We start from the raw sequence: 18,537 nt of genomic DNA, 5'->3' as shown, positions 1-18,537 counted from the left end.
CGATTTATTTTTTTAAATATGATTTTTTCCTTTAGGAAATTTACCCTAAATTCTTTTATCTTGACTTTTCATTTTTTAAGCCCAAGCTATTCAAAAGTTTGAATACAACCCAGGACAAAAAATGAAAATGTCATTCAAAAGAACTTATCTTATTTTACTCATTGCATTGACTACGATTACAAATTGTATCTATACAAACGTAAAAACTCCAGGCTGGTTTTACTCTCAAAGTTATACGGATGTTCGAGGGATGGACCCAGTCGGAAAACTTTCCGGTCAGTCTTGTGGAGAAGGTTGGTTTTGGCTTGTTTACACCGGGGATGAAAGTTATGAAGCCGCAGTTCAAAATGCGATTCAAGACAAAGCCGATCTCCTTTTTGACGTACAAACGGATTACTATGTTAAATCTATATTTTTCAATTTATACTTTTATAAATGTACTCGTGTAACCGGAATCGGCGTTAAACTTCCCCATCGATTGATAAAAAAAGAATAGATCAAAGTATGAAATTCCAAATTAAAATATTCACCTTAGGCGTATTAGGTGTTATTTTATCTTTAAACTGTATTGTGCCGATCGGAAGTCGCAGAACATTAGTTAAACGAAACCCTATGCCTTATCCGACCGACTCGGTTTTATCACCCGAAAACCACGTTTCCGTTGCAGGAACCTACTTTAGAGATCCATCGATTCATTACGGAAATGCGTCTACACGGTTGCGTTTATTCGGATTCGATGGATTTATTCATTCCACGTCTTCGTTACCTCATAAGGACATGTTTCACGGATCTTTAGATGATTGGGATTGGTCCAAACATAGAATCATTCGTTTTGAAGGAGAAAGCCAAGGATGTCAAAGAGGAGTAACGTTGATTTTACCTCTAAGACAAGGAGAACGCGAAACCTTAGTTCCAATTTCTTTTGTTTTCGGTAAGACTAGTTTTTACGAGGAACTTAAACAAGAAATGGAAAAAAACAAGATCAAAGCTCTTTTTGATTCTAAATTAGATATAGAACAGACCGCTTATCTATTTTGGTTGATTCAGAAAAAATGTATTCGGTTTAAAAGTTATGCTATTCAAGAATTCTAAATCGATTCCATTAAACTTATGACAATAAAACAAAAAACAATTCTTATACTTTCGTCTTTATTCGGATTTCTAGGAGTGGCTTTAGGAGCCTTTGGAGCACACGGGCTAAAATCAATTCTAAGTCCAGAAATGTTATCGATCTACGAAACCGGAAATCGGTATCACTTGATTCACAGCATTCCACCTTTAATTTTAGCTTTGACCGGCCATTTAAATAACAATGTATTTGTTTGGATTTCTTCGATTCTATTTCTTGCAGGAATTCTAATATTTTCCGGATCTTTATATGTATTGTCAGTTACCGGAATCAAAATTTTAGGAGCGATTACACCAATCGGCGGAATTTCATTTTTAATCGCGTGGGCTTTTTTAGGATTTTCAGTAATTCGATTAAAAAGCGACTAACGTTTAGTTCCGTAATAGAATTTCCCATTTTTTACAATCAATTTTCTAGTGATCAAACCTTCTGCGATAATCAAAAGACCTTGAACAGCAGATTCTTTTTTAGACAACTCTACGTCTTTTTGTTCTGCCATCAACTGATGCACGTATTGTCTTCTTTCTCCTTCGAGAACTCCAAGCATAGAACCGCAAACTTTACTATCACCGACTAAAAAAGCCAATGCCAGAGTTTGAGGAGGAGTTTCATTACAAAGATAATAAAGTGCTAAATTATCAAAATAAGAAATTTCTTCAAAAGATTTTAGCGTAAGTTCCTCATTTTCATCCATGTTAGGTAGACTCCAATTCAATAATTTTTTTCTCGAGATACTGAACCAAATAAGAAGAATCAGGATTTGTATCCGTAGCCGAACGAATTAGGTCTTCCGCCGAATAGAATTTTCCCTTCCAATGAACGTTTTGCCTGAGCCAATTTAAAAGGGAAGAAAAGTCTTTTTTTTCTTTTACTGTTGTTTGAAAATTTGGATTTTGTTTTAAGAAAGTTTGAAAAAACTGTGCAGAATAAATATTCCCTAAAGTGTAAGTAGGAAAGTAACCAAAGGCGCCTCCACTCCAATGAACATCCTGCAAAACTCCTTCTCTATCGGAAGACACAACAATGCCGAACATTTCTTTCATTTTAGAATTCCAAATTTCAGGAAGTTCATAAACTTGAATCTTACCGTTTATCAATTCTCTTTCAATTTCAAACCGGAGAATGATATGAAGGTTATAAGTGATCTGATCCGCTTCCACCCGAATCAAAGAAGGGGCAGATTGATTGATATACGAGAAAAGGTCAGAAAAACTAAGTTCCGATTCTTTTATATTCAAATTTTCTAATAATATAGGATAGTACATTTCCCAAAACTCTAAAGATCTACCTACTTGATTTTCCCAAAGTCTGCTTTGAGATTCGTGAATTCCCAAAGAAACGGAATCGTGCAAAGGAGAAGGGCCGCCTTCGATTTCCGAAATCCCGGCCTCATAAAGGGAATGCCCTGTTTCATGCAAAATACTGAATATAGAAGAAAGCGGGTCTTTTAAATCGTAACGTGTAGTGATTCTTTTATCCTTACTTCCCAGAGAAGTAGAAAAAGGATGTTCACTTGCATCTAAACGAGAGATTTTAGAGGATAACCCTAAAATATTTGGAAGTGTTTCCCCCAATTTGTTTTGAAGGTAGATTGGAATTTCTTTTTGAAAAGGATTTGGAATTTTTTTTCCTCTTGCAATTAAAGGTTTTAAATTACTTTTTAAATTAAAAAATAATTTTTCTAAATTTGCAGCCCTCTCACCCGGTTCATAATTTTCTAATAAAGCGTCATAAGGTTCCGTTTGGTAACCATAACATTCAGCTTGTTTTTTACTTAGCTCAACAATCTTAGAAAGAATCGGTGCAAAATCTTCAAATCGATTTTCTTTTCTGGCCTTAGCCCAAATAGAATGTGCTTTACTTGTAGTGATGGAAAACTCCTCTACAAGTTCTCGAGAAAGAAGACGAGAACGATCTAGATCTTGAAATAATCTTTCGAATTCAATTCTTCTTTGTTCTTGGCCGGGAAGAATTTTTTGTTCATTTTCTTCTCTTGCTTTTGTAGCAAGTTTATAAAAATTTTCACCTGCATATTTAGAATGAATTAAACCGGAAAGAAGTCCGATCTGTAAACCTCGTTCTGCTCTTCCCTCTTCTGGTAAAGTAATCTCAGAATCCCATTGAAGTACGCTGAGTATATTTCTGAATGTATAGATCTCTTGATAAGCAGTTCTATATTCTGCAAAAGATTTTAGTTCGTTCCGAATCGAATCGGAAAAAAGGTTCTTATACTCTTCCATCTCAATGGATAGTAAAAATTCTTCTTTTAGATTGACAAGTACCCTAACCACAAAAAAATGATTTTTGCACGAATCGCGGGCATGGTGTAATGGCTAGCACTGTAGCCTTCCAAGCTTCCAGTGAGGGTTCGAGTCCCTCTGCCCGCAAAACTCTTCTTCAAATATAATAAAGTACTCAATACTTTATATTCCAACAGCATTTTGTAATAAAAATTGATAATATTTAATTTTATAGAATTCAGAAAAATTTTCTAAGTCGAGAAACTCATACATAAATTGAATTAAAAGTGATACATTTACAATGAGACTTAATCTACGGGAACTACTGCAAATCACGGTTTTATAAACGAATTCTTAATTTGTGGGAACTACTACTTTTAAAAAAGTACAAAATCTATGGTAGTTCCTACACTAGTTTGATATACAAAATATTCCAATTTCCTAAAGTTGTGGGAACTATCACAAAACTTAAAAATGATTACCACCTTAACAGTTGATCATTACTCATTTCTATCAAATTGAGTACCTAAATATTTATCTCAAAGTATCGTTTTAAGTAAGTTTGGCATCTTCCAACTCGAAACTGATTGAGGCTCAGTAGAACACTCTTTAAAACTCAGCGTCTCAATCCTGAACTCAATGCATCGCTCCCTGAAATGTCGATCCTTAGAGAGGCACTCAGAGAGTGTTACACTGAATTTTTTATTCGCCTCGGTTTTCTTGCTTTGAATTCATAATAAATCTGTTGAAATATTTCATAGTAGTAATTAATAAAACTGTTTTAATCAACCGTTTTCATAAAGCAGATGGAAGTATTTATTTTTCAACAACTCTATTATTGAAGTGCAAACTATTTCTTTGCCGTTTATTTGACTTTAAAGCCATTCAGAATACAAAAGATTTTGTCCTAAATATCAAAGAAATTTATATTATTATAATATAACTCAAAATTTATGCAAAGTGACGCTCACTTTTTCATTTAAAAGTAACGAATATTCACCTAATAATCGTTAGATAAAATATTTAATCTAAACAATTTCAAATGACATTCTTAATTTAATGATTGTCTGTTTATATGCTGTAAAATAAGTTTGCCACGAGGTTGTAAAAATAAAGTCATTTTTTGTAAAAAATAAAACATCCATAGATAAATGCGACACTTGTAATATAATGATATTTATACATTCTCAAATACAATTTATATGTTTTTTATATTAGAATTCGTTTTATAGAATTAATGGTATGGTCTCTAAGCTGATTAACGTCATTTTTCAGCGATGGTTTTTATTACCCAAAGCTATTACAATAAGGTGTACAAAAGTCTGTTTTTAGACTGGGAATTCATTTTAAAATTCATGATGCTTATTCTATAGAAATCAGTAAAACAAACCCAGAGATCTAAAAGTTTTACAAAAGTATGTACATACTTTTTATCACCTAACAAATATTAAATTTTAGCTAAATAGGAGTTACAATCATGTACAATCAAAGTACTCTAAATAAGAATTCAAAACAAGAGAATATGTCTTTACTTAAAAAAATTCCATTCTTTCTGATTTTTTCTTATATGCTTTTAGCATGTAATTCGGAAGGTTTAGATTCCAATTTACCACTTTTAACAGATTCAACTAAAAACGAAATTCTCAATTTATTAAACCCCAGCCTTCATAGTTCTTCTGCGCTTTTAGAAGAATTTGGAACCTTATTTGTAGCGCCTGGTTTTCATAATGGTGGATTTTCCTATGGAATCAGTACGGCAGATGAATATTGTAATGCGAATATTCCAGCAGGTCCTTTTGCAGCGGCAGGAGCCCCTTATAAGGCTTTATTAGCAAATAACTTAGGAACGAATTTATATAAAAGAGTAGCTACCGTTACGCCGAATGTCGGGGACGGACAAGAGGATTGGATTTTTAAACCGAATACAGAATATAGAAGAACTGACGGAGTTACAAAAGTAATGACTACTAATTCCGTTGGTTTATTTGATTTTACGAACGAAAATTTAACAAACCCATTTACCTCCACCTTTGTTAATATTTGGACAGGACTCAATCCGGACTGGACTACTCGTGGTGTTAACGTTAGAACTGACCAGGGAAATTGTATAGGATGGTATTTTGACATTGGCGAATACGCTAATATTGTTTATGCAGGTACATTCGGAGTTGCGAATATGATAAACTCACATTCGATCTTCGACAATTTTGCAACCTGTGATAGTACCGCAGGAGTTACTAGTCAAGGACCTGCGGCTCCTTTAAGCATCTTATGCGTAGGTCAAAAGGTGCAAAGAAACTATAAATTCCTATTCGTTACTCCAACAGCGCATAACGGAGACTGGGGTGGAGTTAGCGGCGCAGACGCATATTGTCAGGCAAATATTCCAACATCCATTGCAGGTACTGGACCTTACAAAGCGATGTTAGTAGCTCCTACTAGAAGACAAGCCACAGTTAATCCAAATGTAGGAGATGGTCAAATCGATTGGGTCTTTAAGCCAAACACGGAATATAGAAGAGCCGATGGAATCACTAAAGTAATGACTACTAATTCCACAGGACTATTTGACTTTTCAAAAGGAAATCTAACCAATTCATTCGAAGGATCTTTCAATGCATACATTTGGACAGGCTTATACAGTGATTGGAGAACTGTAGCTACTTATGGTGAAATGTGTCACGATGTTCCCAGATTTGGTTTAACAACGGATACATCCGGTTGGGAAGGAAACGGTAACGAGGGAAGATTTGGAAGTGCAAAAGCCACTACAAGCAGCGCCATTTCTCTCTTAACTGAAGCCTGTTGGCATAACGTCCATAAATTTACTTCTACTACTGTAACAATAAACTTTGGGATTCTATGCGTTGAACAATAAGAACCTATTGAGCGACCCATAGGGAGCGAAATAGCCTGAGATAGCGGAGCGTGATCGAAGGCAGTAAAACGTAGCACCGATAGAAGCGAGACGTTGATTTATCAGCTTGACCTTTTGCTAAAGTAAAATTAGGTTTTGGGACACGCTGTAAGTTCAACAAAAACAAAAAATCGGTTCTTGAAACAGAACCGATTTTAGATAGATTTGAATCGGATTTTATTTTTGAATCGGACTTTCCGATCGATCATTTTGAATCTCATTTAAGAAAACAATGTTGGTAAAATTGTTTTCTAAAATGCTATCGGCGAGAGTTTCCAACAACCTTCCTATTTTCTTATCTCGGGAAGAGTCCGGCTTACGGGAGATTTTATCCGGTTTATTTTCCGGGTTATCTTCGTTTGCTCGGGAATACAAGGGAATCCTCCAAAAGTGTGTGAAGAAAAGAATGTCTATCGAATTAAAGCAATGTCAAGCTCAATCCTTTTCTTCAATTTTAATTCCAGCATGTTTTTCCAGTTCTTTGATTCTTTTGGCCCATTTCTGAAAATTCACCAAATTATGAATATTCACACGAACTTTTTGGAATTCAGCAAATGTTAAACCATAGTCCCAACCTACAAAAATTTCCTTTTTCTTAGGAGAATTTCTCAAGGAACTTCCTCCGGCAAGAATTGTTCCTGCAGGAACATGAAGATGATCCGAAACAGCACAAGCGCCGCCTATGATCACATCGTCTTCCACAATAGTACTACCCGCAACACCACTTTGACCCGCGATGATTATATTTTTTCCAAGGATACAATTGTGTGCAACGTGAACCATATTATCAAATTTGCAACCGTCTCCAATGATCGTATCTTCCAAACCACCCCGATCAATCGTACATAAAGAACCGATTTCCACGTCGTCGCCGATTCTTACTCCTCCTACTTGAGGAATCTTATGATGTTTACCTTTTTCGGTAACAAACTTAAAACCGTCTCCACCAATCGAACAATTTCCGGAACAGATAAACCTTTTTCCAATGATCACCCCGTATTGAATCGAAGAGTTCGGACCAATGTGAGAATTTTCTCCGATGATTACGTTCCTAGAAATTTTAACGCCGTCTTCCAGATAAGTGTTTGCCCCAATTACAGAATTTTCTCCAACTACTACAAACTCTCCGATGGTTACTCCGGCACCTAACTTTGCAGTAGGATGGATGATAGCCGAGGAGGAAATTTTTCCCGAAGGAACATAAGGTGGATAAAGAAGATTTAAAATTTCTGCAAGGCTGAGTTCCGGATTGGAAACTACAAGACAAGGAATAGATAATTCTTTTGCAAATTCTTCGGTGGTTAGTATCACACTGGAAAAAGTTTTTTTGGCTTCGCTTAACATTTTCTTATGAGAAAGAAAACTTAAAGAATTTTTTTCTCCCGGAGATAGGGTGACAATTTTATCTACTATCACATCGTCCGGAATTTGAGTATTTGCAATTTTAGATCCGTTGATTTGTTCTGCTAACTCTGATAGCTTAATTTGGGGCATATTTCCCTCGTTTAATTTTGTGGATACACGGAGAAACGAGCAAGTTAGATCGTCATTCAAAAAAAGAGAATGATCTCCTTGAAAAGTTATCAAGTTATAAGAACTACAACTTTACCGTGAATACACTCTAAATATCCCGTTTGACGAAATGCTCTCTCCGAAAACTATGTAGGAAATTTGGAAAAACTCTTCATTTTTAGGAATTGTATTCGCTCATGAAACCGACTAGAGAACCTCAAATCAATTTATTCAAAAAATCCAACCCCTACAAAGCAAAAGTAATCAGCAATGTTCTACTGACTCCGGAAACCGGAACCGGAAAAAGACCCAAAAAAGAAGGAGAAGCACTCGTTCATAGAATCATACTTTCGATTGATCATTCTGCCTATCCATACGTAATCGGACAAAGCGGAGGAGTTATACCTCCCGGAGAAGATCCCGAAAAAAAAGCAAAAGGTTTAGCGGATGTTGGATATACCGTAAGACTTTACTCCATCGCTTCTCCAAGTTATTCTTTCGGAATGAAAGAGGACAACATAGAATTTATCATTAAAAGAGACAATGTATATGATGAAAATGGAAACATCCAATTCAAAGGGGTTTGTTCCAATTATATGTGCGACCTAAAACCGGGCGATGAAGTAACCATGACTGGCCCTTCCGGAAAAAAATTTCTTCTCCCTAATACAGATTTCAGCGGAGATATTATGTTTCTTGCAACTGGAACTGGGATCGCTCCTTTTATCGGAATGAGTGAAGAACTTTTAGAACACAAACTTATCAAATTTACCGGGAATATCACTCTCATTTATGGAGCACCTTATTCTGATGAACTAGTAATGATAGATTATCTGAAAGGTTTAGAATCTAAACATAAAAATTTTAAATTAGTAACCGCAATTTCGAGAGAAGAAAAAAATCCTTTCGATGGTGGAAGAATGTATATTTCTCACAGAGTTCGCGAACAAGCCGAAGCAGTAAAAGAGATTTTAAATGGAGGCGGACGTTTTTATATCTGTGGCGGACCCAAGGGAATGGAAAAAGGTGTAATTGAAGAGATTCAAAAAATTTCAGGAAACACGGGAACTTATGAAGAATTCAAACATCATTTAGAAGGAGCCCATCAGCTGTTTGTAGAAACATATTAATTTTCTTTAATTTTTATCTACATCAAAAACCGAAGGAAATTTATAACCTTCGGTTTTTTTATTTTAATGTGAGTATGGAAAAATTAATTCCTCTACCAAACTCGCGCTAGAGTAACATGAACTTTAAAATAAAATCTAAATAGAATTTCAGAAGTTCTATTATAAATAGTTTACTTGAAACTATAAAATAATTTAAAACATCGAACTTAAAACCAGGGATTCGTATTAAAATTAACGATATGTAATTTTCTAGAAGTTAACAATAGAGTCAGAAAAGAACATCATAAAAAACGAATAGATGAAAATTATATTGCTATTAGAGTTGTTAAAAGTGGCAATTAACAAAACTGCTTCAAATCAACCGTTTCCATAAAATAGAAAAAGATGGAGAATTCATTTTTCAACAACCTATTATTGATTTTTACAAATAGAGTGTTTTAAATTTTTACTGTAAAACTATTTGAATGTAAAATTTAAATGTTCTGTTAAATAGTTCTGAGTAAAATTGTATTAACGTCTAAATTTTTAAATTGTGCCGTTTTTTCTCAGTGAAAAATTTAAACTCTGAGACGGTTTAGACCTAAATAGGAGAAATATAAATGGGTGTGATTCGCGATGTGGATAAAGGCCGAGGCGAAGTGATTCGCGTAGAAGTATCCGAGTATAAGGGAACCAAATATCTCAATCTTAGGATTTGGTACACGGATAAAGACGGAGAAAAAAAACCTACTCAAAAAGGAATCGCAATTCCACCAGAACTTTATGATGAAATTAAAGAAGCAGTTATAGAAGCCGAAAACGAAGTTAAAAGTTAAGCTCTATATTTAAGAATTTTATAAAATACTTAAAACTGTATTTTTAAAAGACTACAATCAAGTAGGGTTTGGAATTTTTTAGACCGGGGAAATTTATTATACGGTGTTTACGGAATGACCTATAATGTAAATTTATATCTAAGTATTTGAAACTTGTAGCATTGATTAAAAACAAGTTTATTTAAAATTTAAAAAGCGAGCCAAGAGCAAAAAGATTTTGACAATTTCTAAAAATTTTATTTAAAAACTCCATAAAAAGAAACATTATTTTAAAGTAATGTTTTTCAATTTAAGATTTTATAATAAGCCTAGAGTAAAATTTTTATTTTAATGCGAAAGAATTCAGCAGAAGCTCTTTCAAACTAAAACCGTCGCTTCTACGAACGCTTTGCAAGTCGTTCGACAGATCGCGTTCTAGTTCTATGATAAATTGAAATATTAAAAAACTTTGTTTTTAGTTCCATTCATCAATCTGTTGATAAGAACTGAAAGTTTAGTCAGATTTTATGTCCTATTTAAGAATCTGTCTCGAAACATTAAAAGAAATCATTTTGAATTTTTTTAAATACTATAGTTACAATAAATTGCACGTATAACAAATTAAAATTACATGAGCAAATCTTCAAATAATCAGAATTCATCTGGAAAGAAATCAGGCTCGGATCAAAAAAAAGTCAAAACTGAATTCTTAATCAGTAAAAACATAAAATCAGATTCTATAAATTTCCAACCATCCACGAGAGAAGATTCAATCATTAAAATTGATAATACGATTTTATCAGATTTCTTAAATAGACTTGAGAATTTAGTCTTACAAGAAAATGAAGAGATTCCAAGCTTTACTAGAATTTATCATAAAGAAGAGTTGATCTCAGAAACTTTCAACGAAGTAGAAAAAAAATCAGACTCTTATTTTCATAGCGAGATTCTTTGTATTCGAAAGGCAAAAGAAAAATTAAAAACTCGTTATCTTATGGATTGTATGCTCATTACATCTTTGGAACCATGTTTGATGTGTGCAGGTACTATTCTTCTTTCTAGAATTCCGAAAGTGATTTATCTTTTACCGGCAAAACAAGGAGAAGGAATTTCTTCTCTGAGTATAGAAATGATCTATTCCCGAAATTTTTTTCCGGAACTCTTTTGTATTCCAGCTGAAATTTCCAAAAATGCTTTCAAATCGTTTTTCAAAGCCAGAAGAAAGAAATTCAATTGACGTAAAACATTTCGACGGAATTCCTGAAAGCTACAGGAGAAGTGTCAGAGTGGTCTATTGTGCATGCTTGGAAAGCATGTGTGCCAAAAGCACCCCGGGTTCGAATCCCGGCTTCTCCGATTTCATATTATGGCAGGAACTCACGAAGTCCTTTCCCGAAAATATCGTCCTCAAAAATTTCAGGACGTAATTCATCAAGACCTTGCCATAGGTGCTCTTCAAAACGCTCTTAAATCCGGAAAAATCGGACACGCATATATATTCTTCGGCCCTCGTGGTGTTGGTAAAACCACAATTGCAAGAATTCTCGCAAAACGTTTAAACTGTCAAAATCCTACCGATAACGAACCCTGCAACGAATGTAATTCTTGCAAAGAAATTACTCGAGGAATTTCCAGCGACGTTTTAGAAATAGACGCGGCAAGTAATCGAGGAATTGAAAACATCCGCGAACTTAGAGACAACGTGAAGTTCGCTCCGATGGGCGGGAAATATAAGGTTTATATCATAGATGAAGTCCACATGCTCACGGACCAATCGTTTAACGCACTTTTAAAAACCTTAGAAGAACCTCCTGCTCATATCGTTTTCGTTTTAGCTACTACAGAATTTCATAAAATTCCAGAAACAATTCTTTCTAGATGTCAGGATTTTATTTTTAAAAAAGTTCCTTTGTCTGTTTTGCAAGATTATTCCGAAAAACTTTGTAAAATTGAAAACGTTCAATACGATCAAGAAGGTCTTTTCTGGATCGCCAAAAAAGGAGACGGTTCCGTAAGAGATATGCTTTCCTTTATGGAACAAGCTATCATATTTACCGACTCAAGATTGTTAGGCGCTGCTATTCGTAAAATGATCGGTTATCATGGAATCGAATTTTTAACTTCGTTTATCAAAAGTTTAGTCGATCCAGACAATCACTCTAAGTCCTTAGAAATCATAGAATCCCTTTATCAAGAAGGTCAGGACATTTATAAATTCTTATGGGATTCCATAGAATTTACTCATACTCTCAATTTGATCCGTGATTCTCTTGCAGATCCCGAGTCCGTTAATTTTCCAAAAGAAGATCTCGTAAAAATGAAATCAGATTTTGAGAATGTGGATTCTCCTAAATTGAATTTTCTTTCGGGAAAACTTTTCGAAATCTATGAAAGAATTAAAACGATTCGTTTGAGAAACTCTTTTGAAATCAAGGTTTTCACTGAGATTCAAATCAAAAAACTCGTAGAAGAACTTACTTATCCAAGTTTGGCGGGTTTAATCGATAAAATCAACCATCTGATTCTTATGGTACAAGGTTCCAAAAATGTTTTATCAGATGTGAATCAAAATACTACTTTTGTACTTAAAGATACGTCGTCGCAATCGGAAACTTCTAAAAAAAAAGATAAACTTTCTTCGGACGTTATTTTAGAATCTCAGTTTGAGTCTAATCAACAGGATTCTAATTTAGAAAATGCAAAACCGATCGAACCAAGTTCTCGGAAGTTTGACACGAGCACTGAAATTAAAAAAAAGTTTTTAGGTACGGAAGTGGACCCGAACCAAATTCCTAGATTGGATTCTTAATATTATGTTTGATAAGATAAAAAATTTTTCGGAGATTCTCTCCAACATGGGCTCTTTCCGTGAAAAGATGGAAGAAGTAAAAAAACGAATCGCTTTGATTCGAGTTGTTGGAGACGCAGGCGCTGGGATGGTGACTGTTACGGCAAGCGGAGAAGGTCAAATCACAAATGTATTTATCAACAAACAGCTCTTCGACGCTGATGATAATAAAATGTTGGAAGACTTAGTCATGGCCGCAACAAACGACGCTCTCAAAAAAGCAAAAGAAGCCACCGCATACGAATTTCAATCAGCATCCGGCGGTTTGGATTTTTCAGAAATTTCCAAAATGTTCGGCGGAAAATTTGAGTAATCATCTCCTCGATGAAATGATAGAAGCGCTCTCTTCTCTTCCAGGAATCGGAAGAAAAAGCGCTTTTAGAATCAGCTTTCATCTTTTAAGATTAGAACAAGGTCTTTTTAACCAATTTGTTCACCAACTTACGGATACAAAAAATAGAATCAAATTTTGTAAACGTTGTGGTTCTTATGCAGAAACTGAAATTTGTGAAATCTGTGTTTCCGAAAAAAGAGACTCCCATACTTTTTGTGTAGTAGAACAACCCGAAGACATTTTTTTTATCGAAAACACAAGAGAATTTCACGGCAAATATCACGTGTTAAACGGAGTTATCTCTCCCTTAGAAGGAATCGGTCCCAGAGACCTTAGAATCAAAGAACTTTTAGAAAGAATCGAACCAGAACAAGTAAAAGAAGTTTTGATCGCTACTAACCCGACCCTGGAAGGAGATGCAACAGCCGATTATTTAGCGAATCAATTGAAGCCTATTTCGGTTAACGTAACTAGAATCGCCTACGGAATCACAGTAGGTGGTTCGATCGAACTTGCAGATCAATATACTTTGGGAAGAGCGATTCGTTCTCGTCTTCAACTTTAAATGGATTTGAAAGTTTAACTTCTCGTTCATTTTGAAAATGTAGAAACTCTTACTTTTAAAAAATTCTTTTTTACGCCAAATTCACGTTAATTGTTATTCGAGCAATAATATAACGAGCTAACTTTAAAAGTTAAAATGTGAAATTTCCTCCAAAAAAGCCAACAACTTCGCGTTAAACACAATTTTTGAAACTGGGTAAAATCGACCGTTATTTTTATACGGCCGAGTAATAAAAATTTAATCGAAATATTTTAAAAACATTTTCTCAAATAAAATTGAAAGAAATATTCAAAATTTATTATGTATTTAAAACTTCAAGACAAACAAGTAAATTTAAAATCTATGTTCAGCGGTTACAAAAAATTCTCTGAGAATTTTTCCCTGAGTGGTATCTAAATAAGCTTTCAAACCATCTCCGGCTACAAAGTAACCGGATCTCATTAAAATTTGCATATCTCGAAATGCGTTCCATCTTAAGTTTACATTAACTTCGTGTCCAAAAAAAGCGCTCGTTTTATATCCGTTCTCATAATTGAAGTAACGATTATTTTCAATAAAAGGAGACTTGGTTCCGTACAACCGGTAATAACCCAAAGTCAAAAGCAACGGACCATAAACTACAAAATCACTGTTAATCCCATATTCATATAAACCGCTTGAATCTTTTCCCGAAAAAAGTGCATAACCACCCGTAAAATCGTTTGCTATGTTTGATATGGAATAACCAGGCATTAAAGTTTTATAACCTCCGCCTTTCAAGTTCGCTCTGTTTCCGTCTTTATCAAAACCGGGACGACCTGTACTACCTACACCTACTAAGTTAAAGGTAAGATTTTCACTATAACGATAAGAGAACTGAAGATCGACCATTCCACCGGATATGGTATGTTTGCTGTATCGATTGTATAAAACATTTCCGATTTCGTCTCGGTATGGATCCAAAGTTCGTACGGTTCCATGATTGTAAATTCCATGAATTACAAATCCAAAATTAGAAAGATTGATCTCGTTCATAAGTCCGTGCCAGAACAATTGCCCAACTTCGCTATCCAAAGCGATCACAGTCCCTTTCGCGTTAGTCGCCTTGTCTATAGATTTGATCGTATCATCTAAAAAATAAGAATAGAGCTCGTGTTTTACGTTGTTTAAAAAACTGGTTTTGATTTCGTAAAAATAAATATTAGTACCAACATAGTTCTTATCTGCGTATGTATTCTTATCCAAATCAAGTTGAGCGTTTTGTCTGGCCACAAACCAACCCGCTTCAATTGTAGTATTCCACAGACGAAAGTCTTTGTTGACTGTAACACCCGTTCCAGGGGTAAGAACAACTCTCCCTCTCGGAGAAGAGAAAAGTTGTTGACCAACTCTCAAACTAAAAGCATCTTCCGGAAGTTTAAAATTCAAATATAAAAATGTAGTTTGTATGTTTACGGGAGAAGTAAAGCCCGCTTCGCCTCCTTGTCCCGGACCAGTTGTAGAATTTTGACCAAAACCTTTTCCTCCGAAAGTAATATCGCCGACTTGAACACCCCAAAGAGCTTCAAAATATTTTGAAGTATTAAAGTTCATGTTGACCGTCATTCTCGTATCGAAATACGAAATGTCTTCCTTGCGGGGAGATAGGGTACTAGGATTTCCTTTTAATCTTTCCGCGATCTCGGTGTCAGCAGCGGCTTGATTTTTTTGTTCTTCTTCAGTTTTAAAAGCGTTTCTATCATAAGGAGTCGCCGCAGTTTGACGAGACGTATAAATATCTCTTCCAAGATTAAATCCTCGTACTCTGTAATTTCCTTGAAAATCAAGTTTTGTTTTTTCCTCAATCTCTTGAGAGAAAAGTAAAGATGGAAACAAAACTAATACAAATAGATAAGCCTTTTTTAAAAGGTTTTCAGACACGGATCATTTTACCCAGTTGTTCTGATTAAAATATCGGTTTCTTAAATCGTCTAAAACACCCGTTCGTTTCAATTCTTTAATAAAGAAATTTAAATTATCCGCAAAAATCAAATCGTTCTGTGGAAGAGCAGCGCTGATATTTTCCTCTTGAACGGTTCCTAAAAGTGGAAGATAGTTTGCTCTTAGAGACGGATTTTTTTGAAGTAAAGTAAGAATGAAAAAACTATCCGCGACAAAACAAGTTACATTATTACTGATAAGATTATCGATCGCAATCGAATCCGAAAGATAACTGTAAATCGGAAGTTTAGAAAATTTCTTTTGGAGATAAATATGATTGGTAGTATTGGATCTTACAGAAAAACTCACCAATCCGCTTAGAGTAAAAAGATCATTCAGACTAATAAATCTTCTGGAAGTGACAATGTTTCCTTCTGGCTCGGGAGGAAGAATTTTTTTACTCACAAGTCCCGCCGGAGTTGTAACAAGATAAGGATCCGAAAAAGTAACTTGTTTACCTCGATTTAAATCCGTGGAAATCCCGGCCAAAGCAAGATCGATCTTACCCACTCGAATATCTTCGGAAAATTGTCTAAACGTTTTCATCGGAATTAGTTTTAAAGAAACACCAAGATAATCCGCATAGAGTTTTGCCAACTCCGCATCGATACCTGGATAACCATCTTTTGGATTTTCGATATAAAACGGTTCGTATTGTTTATTAACGCCTACTATAAGTTCTTTTTTAGAAAGAATCTTCTCCAATCTGGAACCGGAATATTCCGACTGAGAAAATAAACCGCTCGAAAAAACAAAAATCAAAAGTAGACAAAAAAAATTCTTCTCGAACATGAAACAAAGAATAAGTCGCTCCTTGTTTTTTTCCAGAGCATTTTAAATCAAAATCGTAATTTCTAACGACTGATGAGTTGAAATTCGGTTCTTCTATTTTTATAATCCGTCTCTGGATTTTTTAGAGGAACAATCGGCTCCGAACTACCTTTTCCATCTGTGATAATTCTTTCAGAATCAATTCCTTTTTTAACTAGATAATCCTTTACCGCATTTGCGCGATTACGGCTGAGAATAAGATTATCCTGGGCGTCTCCATTAAGATCAGTATGACCGGTGATTTTGATTTTTACGTTCAAATTTTCTTTAAGATAAGAATTCAAACTTTCTAAAATTGAAAAAGAGTTTTCTAGGATTTCATAAGAATCCAAGGAAAAATGGATACTATCCAAAGAAATAGATTTTCCTTTTTCTAATTCTTGAAACGGATTAGAAACGACGGAATAAATATCATAATCACGTCCGTCTTTTCTACAAAAATAGAATGTTTTTCCATCGTTTGTTTCCAGAAAAAAAGCCTCATCTCCGGTGGTGTTAATCTCAGGTCCAAGATTAATCGGTTCGGAATAATTTCCGTTTTCAAGTAAAGTAGACTTATACAAATCATAACCACCAAAACCTCCCGGACGATTGGAAGAAAAATAAATCGTCTTTCCGTCTTTACTAATCGTGGCCGCAATTTCCGAATAAACAGTGTTAATCGGATTAGGAAGACTCATTGCCTTTTCCCAAGTGTTATTTTTATAAACAGAAACAAAAATATCCGCTTCTGAAACTTGGCCAAAAGGGTAACGGGTAAAATACAATCTATTATTAAATAAAAACGGATTTTCTTCGATCTCTTCCGTATTAACGGTTCTAGGAAGTGGAATCGGTTTTGCCCAAGAAGAATTTATTTTTTTAGAAAAATAAATATCTCTAGAAACTCCGATTTTTCCATTTGCAAATTGAAATTCGATCGCACCATCTCTATTGGATGAAAAAAGAATTCCTTCTTCTCTATTTAAAATAAAAGGACTTTGATCATCAAAATTTGAATTTAAAACCTCAATTTCTTCTCCTTGTGTCCATTCGTCCTTTATTCGAGTCGATCTATAAATGTCCGTATAATTTGAATTTTGTCTTTTAGAATAAAAATACAAAATATTTCCGTCATCGGTAAGACTGATCCCAAATTCATTGAGACTCGTATTGATAGAACCTTTTAACTTTTCCGGTTTAACATTTTTAGAGTTTTGGTTTATACTCAAATTTTGAGAGTATATAGAAAAAAACGAAATTATAAAAATAAAATATACTAATAATGAAATCAATATCGTTTTTTTCGATAAAATATGACTTTTATTTTTTAGGTTCATAATAATACTTTCGGAAAATTTTATTATAAAGTTAGGGTATAATCTATTTATATTCTCCAATTTTTTACCGCTTCATTATTTTATCAGAAGAATACATTGAAAACTTATTTCAAAATTCTAAAAAACAATAAAAATGATATGTTTATTATTCGGACGTATAAAAATAATAGAATTGTTGAAAAATTAATTCTCCATCTATTTCCATTGCACTAAAATGGAGAATTGAGGCAGTTTTGCCAATCTCCGCTATGGAATTTTTACATTTTATTTTTTTGCAAAAAATTTAACTTCTATAAAAACATTTAAAAACAAACTGATTTAAAGCGCATAATAATATTATTATTTTCTAAAACTTAAAATAAGATTGTTAAAAAATTAATTTTTTCTGCCTTTTTTCATTAAAACAAATGAATAAAATCGTTTGTAGATTACAGATTTTTTCAATGACTCTAATTGATTTAAAAATAAGATTTTAAAACTTCTGGAATACGAACCGTTCCATTTTCATTTTGAAAATTTTCCAAAATCGCAGCGTAGGTTCTACCAAGCGCAAGACCGGAACCGTTGATTGTGTGTACGAGCTGATTTTTGCCATCTTTGGATTTATAACGAATCTTTCCTCTTCTCGCCTGAAAATCACGAAAATTGGATACGGACGAAATTTCCATATATCGATCCAAACCGGGCATCCAAACTTCAATATCATAAGTGATAGAAGAATTTGCGGAAATATCTCCCGAACAAAGAATAATAACCCGATATGGAAGTTCTAATTTTTTTAGAATATTCTCTGCATGAGAAAGCATCTTTTTATGCTCTTCTTCCGAATCCTCAGGTTTACAAAACTTTACGAGTTCAACTTTCTGAAACTGATGAACCCGAACCAATCCGCGCGTATCTTTACCGTAAGATCCCGCTTCTCTTCTAAAACAAGAAGTATGCGCCGTTACAGAAATCGG

18 protein-coding genes and 2 tRNA genes (1 of these 20 running past the window's edge) are annotated in these 18,537 nt (G+C 34.3%); 12 read left to right on the top strand and 8 right to left on the bottom strand.

Going from position 1 to position 18,537, the window contains the following annotated elements; genetic code table 11:
- The first annotated feature begins 127 nt into the window (after nt 1–127).
- The 3 genes from LEP1GSC049_RS207735 to LEP1GSC049_RS207745 are packed head-to-tail and all read left to right on the top strand — an operon-like array spanning nt 128 to nt 1,497.
- Complete coding sequence (locus LEP1GSC049_RS207735) at nt 128–496, top strand: TRL-like family protein (RefSeq protein ID WP_004755228.1); 369 nt, start codon at nt 128–130, stop codon at nt 494–496.
- A gap of 8 nt (nt 497–504) precedes the next feature.
- Nucleotides 505–1,092 (top strand): hypothetical protein, encoded by a 588-nt coding sequence (locus LEP1GSC049_RS207740; RefSeq protein ID WP_025179093.1) that lies wholly within the window; start codon nt 505–507, stop codon nt 1,090–1,092.
- 18 nt (nt 1,093–1,110) lie between these two features.
- Entirely contained in the window at nt 1,111–1,497 is a 387-nt protein-coding gene (locus LEP1GSC049_RS207745) for a DUF423 domain-containing protein (RefSeq protein ID WP_004753882.1), read from the top strand.
- On the opposite strand, the gene LEP1GSC049_RS207750 is transcribed toward LEP1GSC049_RS207745, so the two are convergent.
- Nucleotides 1,494–1,823 (bottom strand): hypothetical protein, encoded by a 330-nt coding sequence (locus tag LEP1GSC049_RS207750; protein ID WP_004755350.1) that lies wholly within the window; start codon nt 1,821–1,823, stop codon nt 1,494–1,496. The genes LEP1GSC049_RS207745 and LEP1GSC049_RS207750 overlap by 4 nt on opposite strands.
- Before the next feature lies 1 nt (nt 1,824).
- Entirely contained in the window at nt 1,825–3,369 is a 1,545-nt protein-coding gene (locus LEP1GSC049_RS207755; protein ID WP_004754756.1) for a carboxypeptidase M32, read from the bottom strand.
- A 75-nt stretch (nt 3,370–3,444) separates the two neighbouring features.
- Here LEP1GSC049_RS207755 and LEP1GSC049_RS207760 point away from each other — a divergent pair.
- Together LEP1GSC049_RS207760 and lenE are read left to right on the top strand one after the other, a co-directional pair.
- Nucleotides 3,445–3,516, top strand: a tRNA-Gly gene (locus LEP1GSC049_RS207760).
- 1,330 nt (nt 3,517–4,846) lie between these two features.
- Nucleotides 4,847–6,247, top strand: a complete 1,401-nt coding sequence (lenE, locus tag LEP1GSC049_RS207765; protein WP_004763640.1) for an endostatin-like outer membrane protein LenE — start codon at nt 4,847–4,849, stop codon at nt 6,245–6,247.
- Nucleotides 6,248–6,463: 216 nt separating this feature from the next.
- Here lenE and LEP1GSC049_RS207770 read toward each other — a convergent pair whose 3' ends face one another.
- Both LEP1GSC049_RS207770 and lpxD read right to left on the bottom strand, forming a co-directional pair.
- The gene (locus LEP1GSC049_RS207770; RefSeq protein WP_004753945.1) at nt 6,464–6,661 is read right to left on the bottom strand and encodes a hypothetical protein; all 198 of its coding nucleotides are present in this window, start codon (nt 6,659–6,661) and stop codon (nt 6,464–6,466) included.
- A 60-nt stretch (nt 6,662–6,721) separates the two neighbouring features.
- Nucleotides 6,722–7,780: a UDP-3-O-(3-hydroxymyristoyl)glucosamine N-acyltransferase gene (gene lpxD, locus LEP1GSC049_RS207775; protein WP_004767435.1), complete on the bottom strand. Its 1,059-nt coding sequence runs from the start codon at nt 7,778–7,780 to the stop codon at nt 6,722–6,724.
- A gap of 215 nt (nt 7,781–7,995) precedes the next feature.
- Here lpxD and LEP1GSC049_RS207780 point away from each other — a divergent pair, with 215 nt between their 5' ends.
- The 7 genes from LEP1GSC049_RS207780 (at nt 7,996) to recR (ending at nt 13,469) form a co-directional block, all read left to right on the top strand.
- Nucleotides 7,996–8,928 (top strand): ferredoxin reductase domain-containing protein, encoded by a 933-nt coding sequence (locus tag LEP1GSC049_RS207780; protein ID WP_016561213.1) that lies wholly within the window; start codon nt 7,996–7,998, stop codon nt 8,926–8,928.
- 599 nt (nt 8,929–9,527) lie between these two features.
- A complete protein-coding gene (locus LEP1GSC049_RS207785) occupies nt 9,528–9,743 on the top strand; it encodes a transcriptional coactivator p15/PC4 family protein (protein WP_004755200.1) in 216 nt (71 codons plus the stop codon).
- Nucleotides 9,744–10,353: 610 nt separating this feature from the next.
- A complete protein-coding gene (locus LEP1GSC049_RS207790) occupies nt 10,354–10,959 on the top strand; it encodes a nucleoside deaminase (protein ID WP_016561237.1) in 606 nt (201 codons plus the stop codon).
- Nucleotides 10,960–10,994: 35 nt separating this feature from the next.
- A tRNA-Ser gene (locus LEP1GSC049_RS207795) sits at nt 10,995–11,078 on the top strand.
- A 10-nt stretch (nt 11,079–11,088) separates the two neighbouring features.
- Nucleotides 11,089–12,531 (top strand): DNA polymerase III subunit gamma/tau, encoded by a 1,443-nt coding sequence (dnaX, locus tag LEP1GSC049_RS207800; RefSeq protein ID WP_016561209.1) that lies wholly within the window; start codon nt 11,089–11,091, stop codon nt 12,529–12,531.
- 4 nt (nt 12,532–12,535) lie between these two features.
- Nucleotides 12,536–12,883 (top strand): YbaB/EbfC family nucleoid-associated protein, encoded by a 348-nt coding sequence (locus LEP1GSC049_RS207805; RefSeq protein WP_004754028.1) that lies wholly within the window; start codon nt 12,536–12,538, stop codon nt 12,881–12,883.
- The gene (gene recR / locus LEP1GSC049_RS207810; RefSeq protein ID WP_016748291.1) at nt 12,876–13,469 is read left to right on the top strand and encodes a recombination mediator RecR; all 594 of its coding nucleotides are present in this window, start codon (nt 12,876–12,878) and stop codon (nt 13,467–13,469) included. Before LEP1GSC049_RS207805 ends, recR begins: the two co-directional genes overlap by 8 nt.
- Before the next feature lie 333 nt (nt 13,470–13,802).
- On the opposite strand, the gene LEP1GSC049_RS207815 is transcribed toward recR, so the two are convergent.
- From LEP1GSC049_RS207815 to serS, 4 genes are all read right to left on the bottom strand, one after another.
- Entirely contained in the window at nt 13,803–15,368 is a 1,566-nt protein-coding gene (locus LEP1GSC049_RS207815) for a hypothetical protein (protein WP_004755123.1), read from the bottom strand.
- Nucleotides 15,369–15,371: 3 nt separating this feature from the next.
- Complete coding sequence (locus LEP1GSC049_RS207820) at nt 15,372–16,220, bottom strand: transporter substrate-binding domain-containing protein (RefSeq protein WP_004754235.1); 849 nt, start codon at nt 16,218–16,220, stop codon at nt 15,372–15,374.
- Nucleotides 16,221–16,282: 62 nt separating this feature from the next.
- Complete coding sequence (locus LEP1GSC049_RS207825; RefSeq protein WP_016561216.1) at nt 16,283–17,578, bottom strand: OmpA family protein; 1,296 nt, start codon at nt 17,576–17,578, stop codon at nt 16,283–16,285.
- Between the two features lie 458 nt (nt 17,579–18,036).
- On the bottom strand, nt 18,037–18,537 hold the 3' end of the coding sequence (gene serS / locus LEP1GSC049_RS207830; RefSeq protein ID WP_004753981.1) for a serine--tRNA ligase. The gene runs 753 nt beyond the window's last position; the window shows 501 of its 1,254 coding nt (coding positions 754–1,254); the start codon falls outside the window, past its right edge — the gene reads right to left on this strand; it ends in the stop codon at nt 18,037–18,039.

Source organism: Leptospira kirschneri serovar Cynopteri str. 3522 CT (assembly GCF_000243695.2).
Classification (GTDB): domain Bacteria; phylum Spirochaetota; class Leptospiria; order Leptospirales; family Leptospiraceae; genus Leptospira; species Leptospira kirschneri.
The sequence above is the reverse complement of the archived record's forward strand: the minus strand, read 5'-3'. Positions and strand labels throughout refer to the sequence as shown.

Excerpts from the sequence above, each read along its gene's own strand:
- LEP1GSC049_RS207735 (WP_004755228.1), top strand. The coding sequence starts at position 128 with ATGTCATTCAAAAGAACTTATCTTATTTTACTCATTGCATTGACTACG.
- LEP1GSC049_RS207740 (WP_025179093.1), top strand. The coding sequence starts at position 505 with ATGAAATTCCAAATTAAAATATTCACCTTAGGCGTATTAGGTGTTATT.
- LEP1GSC049_RS207745 (WP_004753882.1), top strand. The coding sequence starts at position 1,111 with ATGACAATAAAACAAAAAACAATTCTTATACTTTCGTCTTTATTCGGA.
- LEP1GSC049_RS207750 (WP_004755350.1), bottom strand. The coding sequence starts at position 1,823 with ATGGATGAAAATGAGGAACTTACGCTAAAATCTTTTGAAGAAATTTCT.
- LEP1GSC049_RS207755 (WP_004754756.1), bottom strand. The coding sequence starts at position 3,369 with ATGGAAGAGTATAAGAACCTTTTTTCCGATTCGATTCGGAACGAACTA.
- lenE (WP_004763640.1), top strand. The coding sequence starts at position 4,847 with ATGTACAATCAAAGTACTCTAAATAAGAATTCAAAACAAGAGAATATG.
- lpxD (WP_004767435.1), bottom strand. The coding sequence starts at position 7,780 with ATGCCCCAAATTAAGCTATCAGAGTTAGCAGAACAAATCAACGGATCT.
- LEP1GSC049_RS207780 (WP_016561213.1), top strand. The coding sequence starts at position 7,996 with ATGAAACCGACTAGAGAACCTCAAATCAATTTATTCAAAAAATCCAAC.
- LEP1GSC049_RS207785 (WP_004755200.1), top strand. The coding sequence starts at position 9,528 with ATGGGTGTGATTCGCGATGTGGATAAAGGCCGAGGCGAAGTGATTCGC.
- LEP1GSC049_RS207790 (WP_016561237.1), top strand. The coding sequence starts at position 10,354 with ATGAGCAAATCTTCAAATAATCAGAATTCATCTGGAAAGAAATCAGGC.
- dnaX (WP_016561209.1), top strand. The coding sequence starts at position 11,089 with ATGGCAGGAACTCACGAAGTCCTTTCCCGAAAATATCGTCCTCAAAAA.
- LEP1GSC049_RS207805 (WP_004754028.1), top strand. The coding sequence starts at position 12,536 with ATGTTTGATAAGATAAAAAATTTTTCGGAGATTCTCTCCAACATGGGC.
- LEP1GSC049_RS207820 (WP_004754235.1), bottom strand. The coding sequence starts at position 16,220 with ATGTTCGAGAAGAATTTTTTTTGTCTACTTTTGATTTTTGTTTTTTCG.
- LEP1GSC049_RS207825 (WP_016561216.1), bottom strand. The coding sequence starts at position 17,578 with ATGAACCTAAAAAATAAAAGTCATATTTTATCGAAAAAAACGATATTG.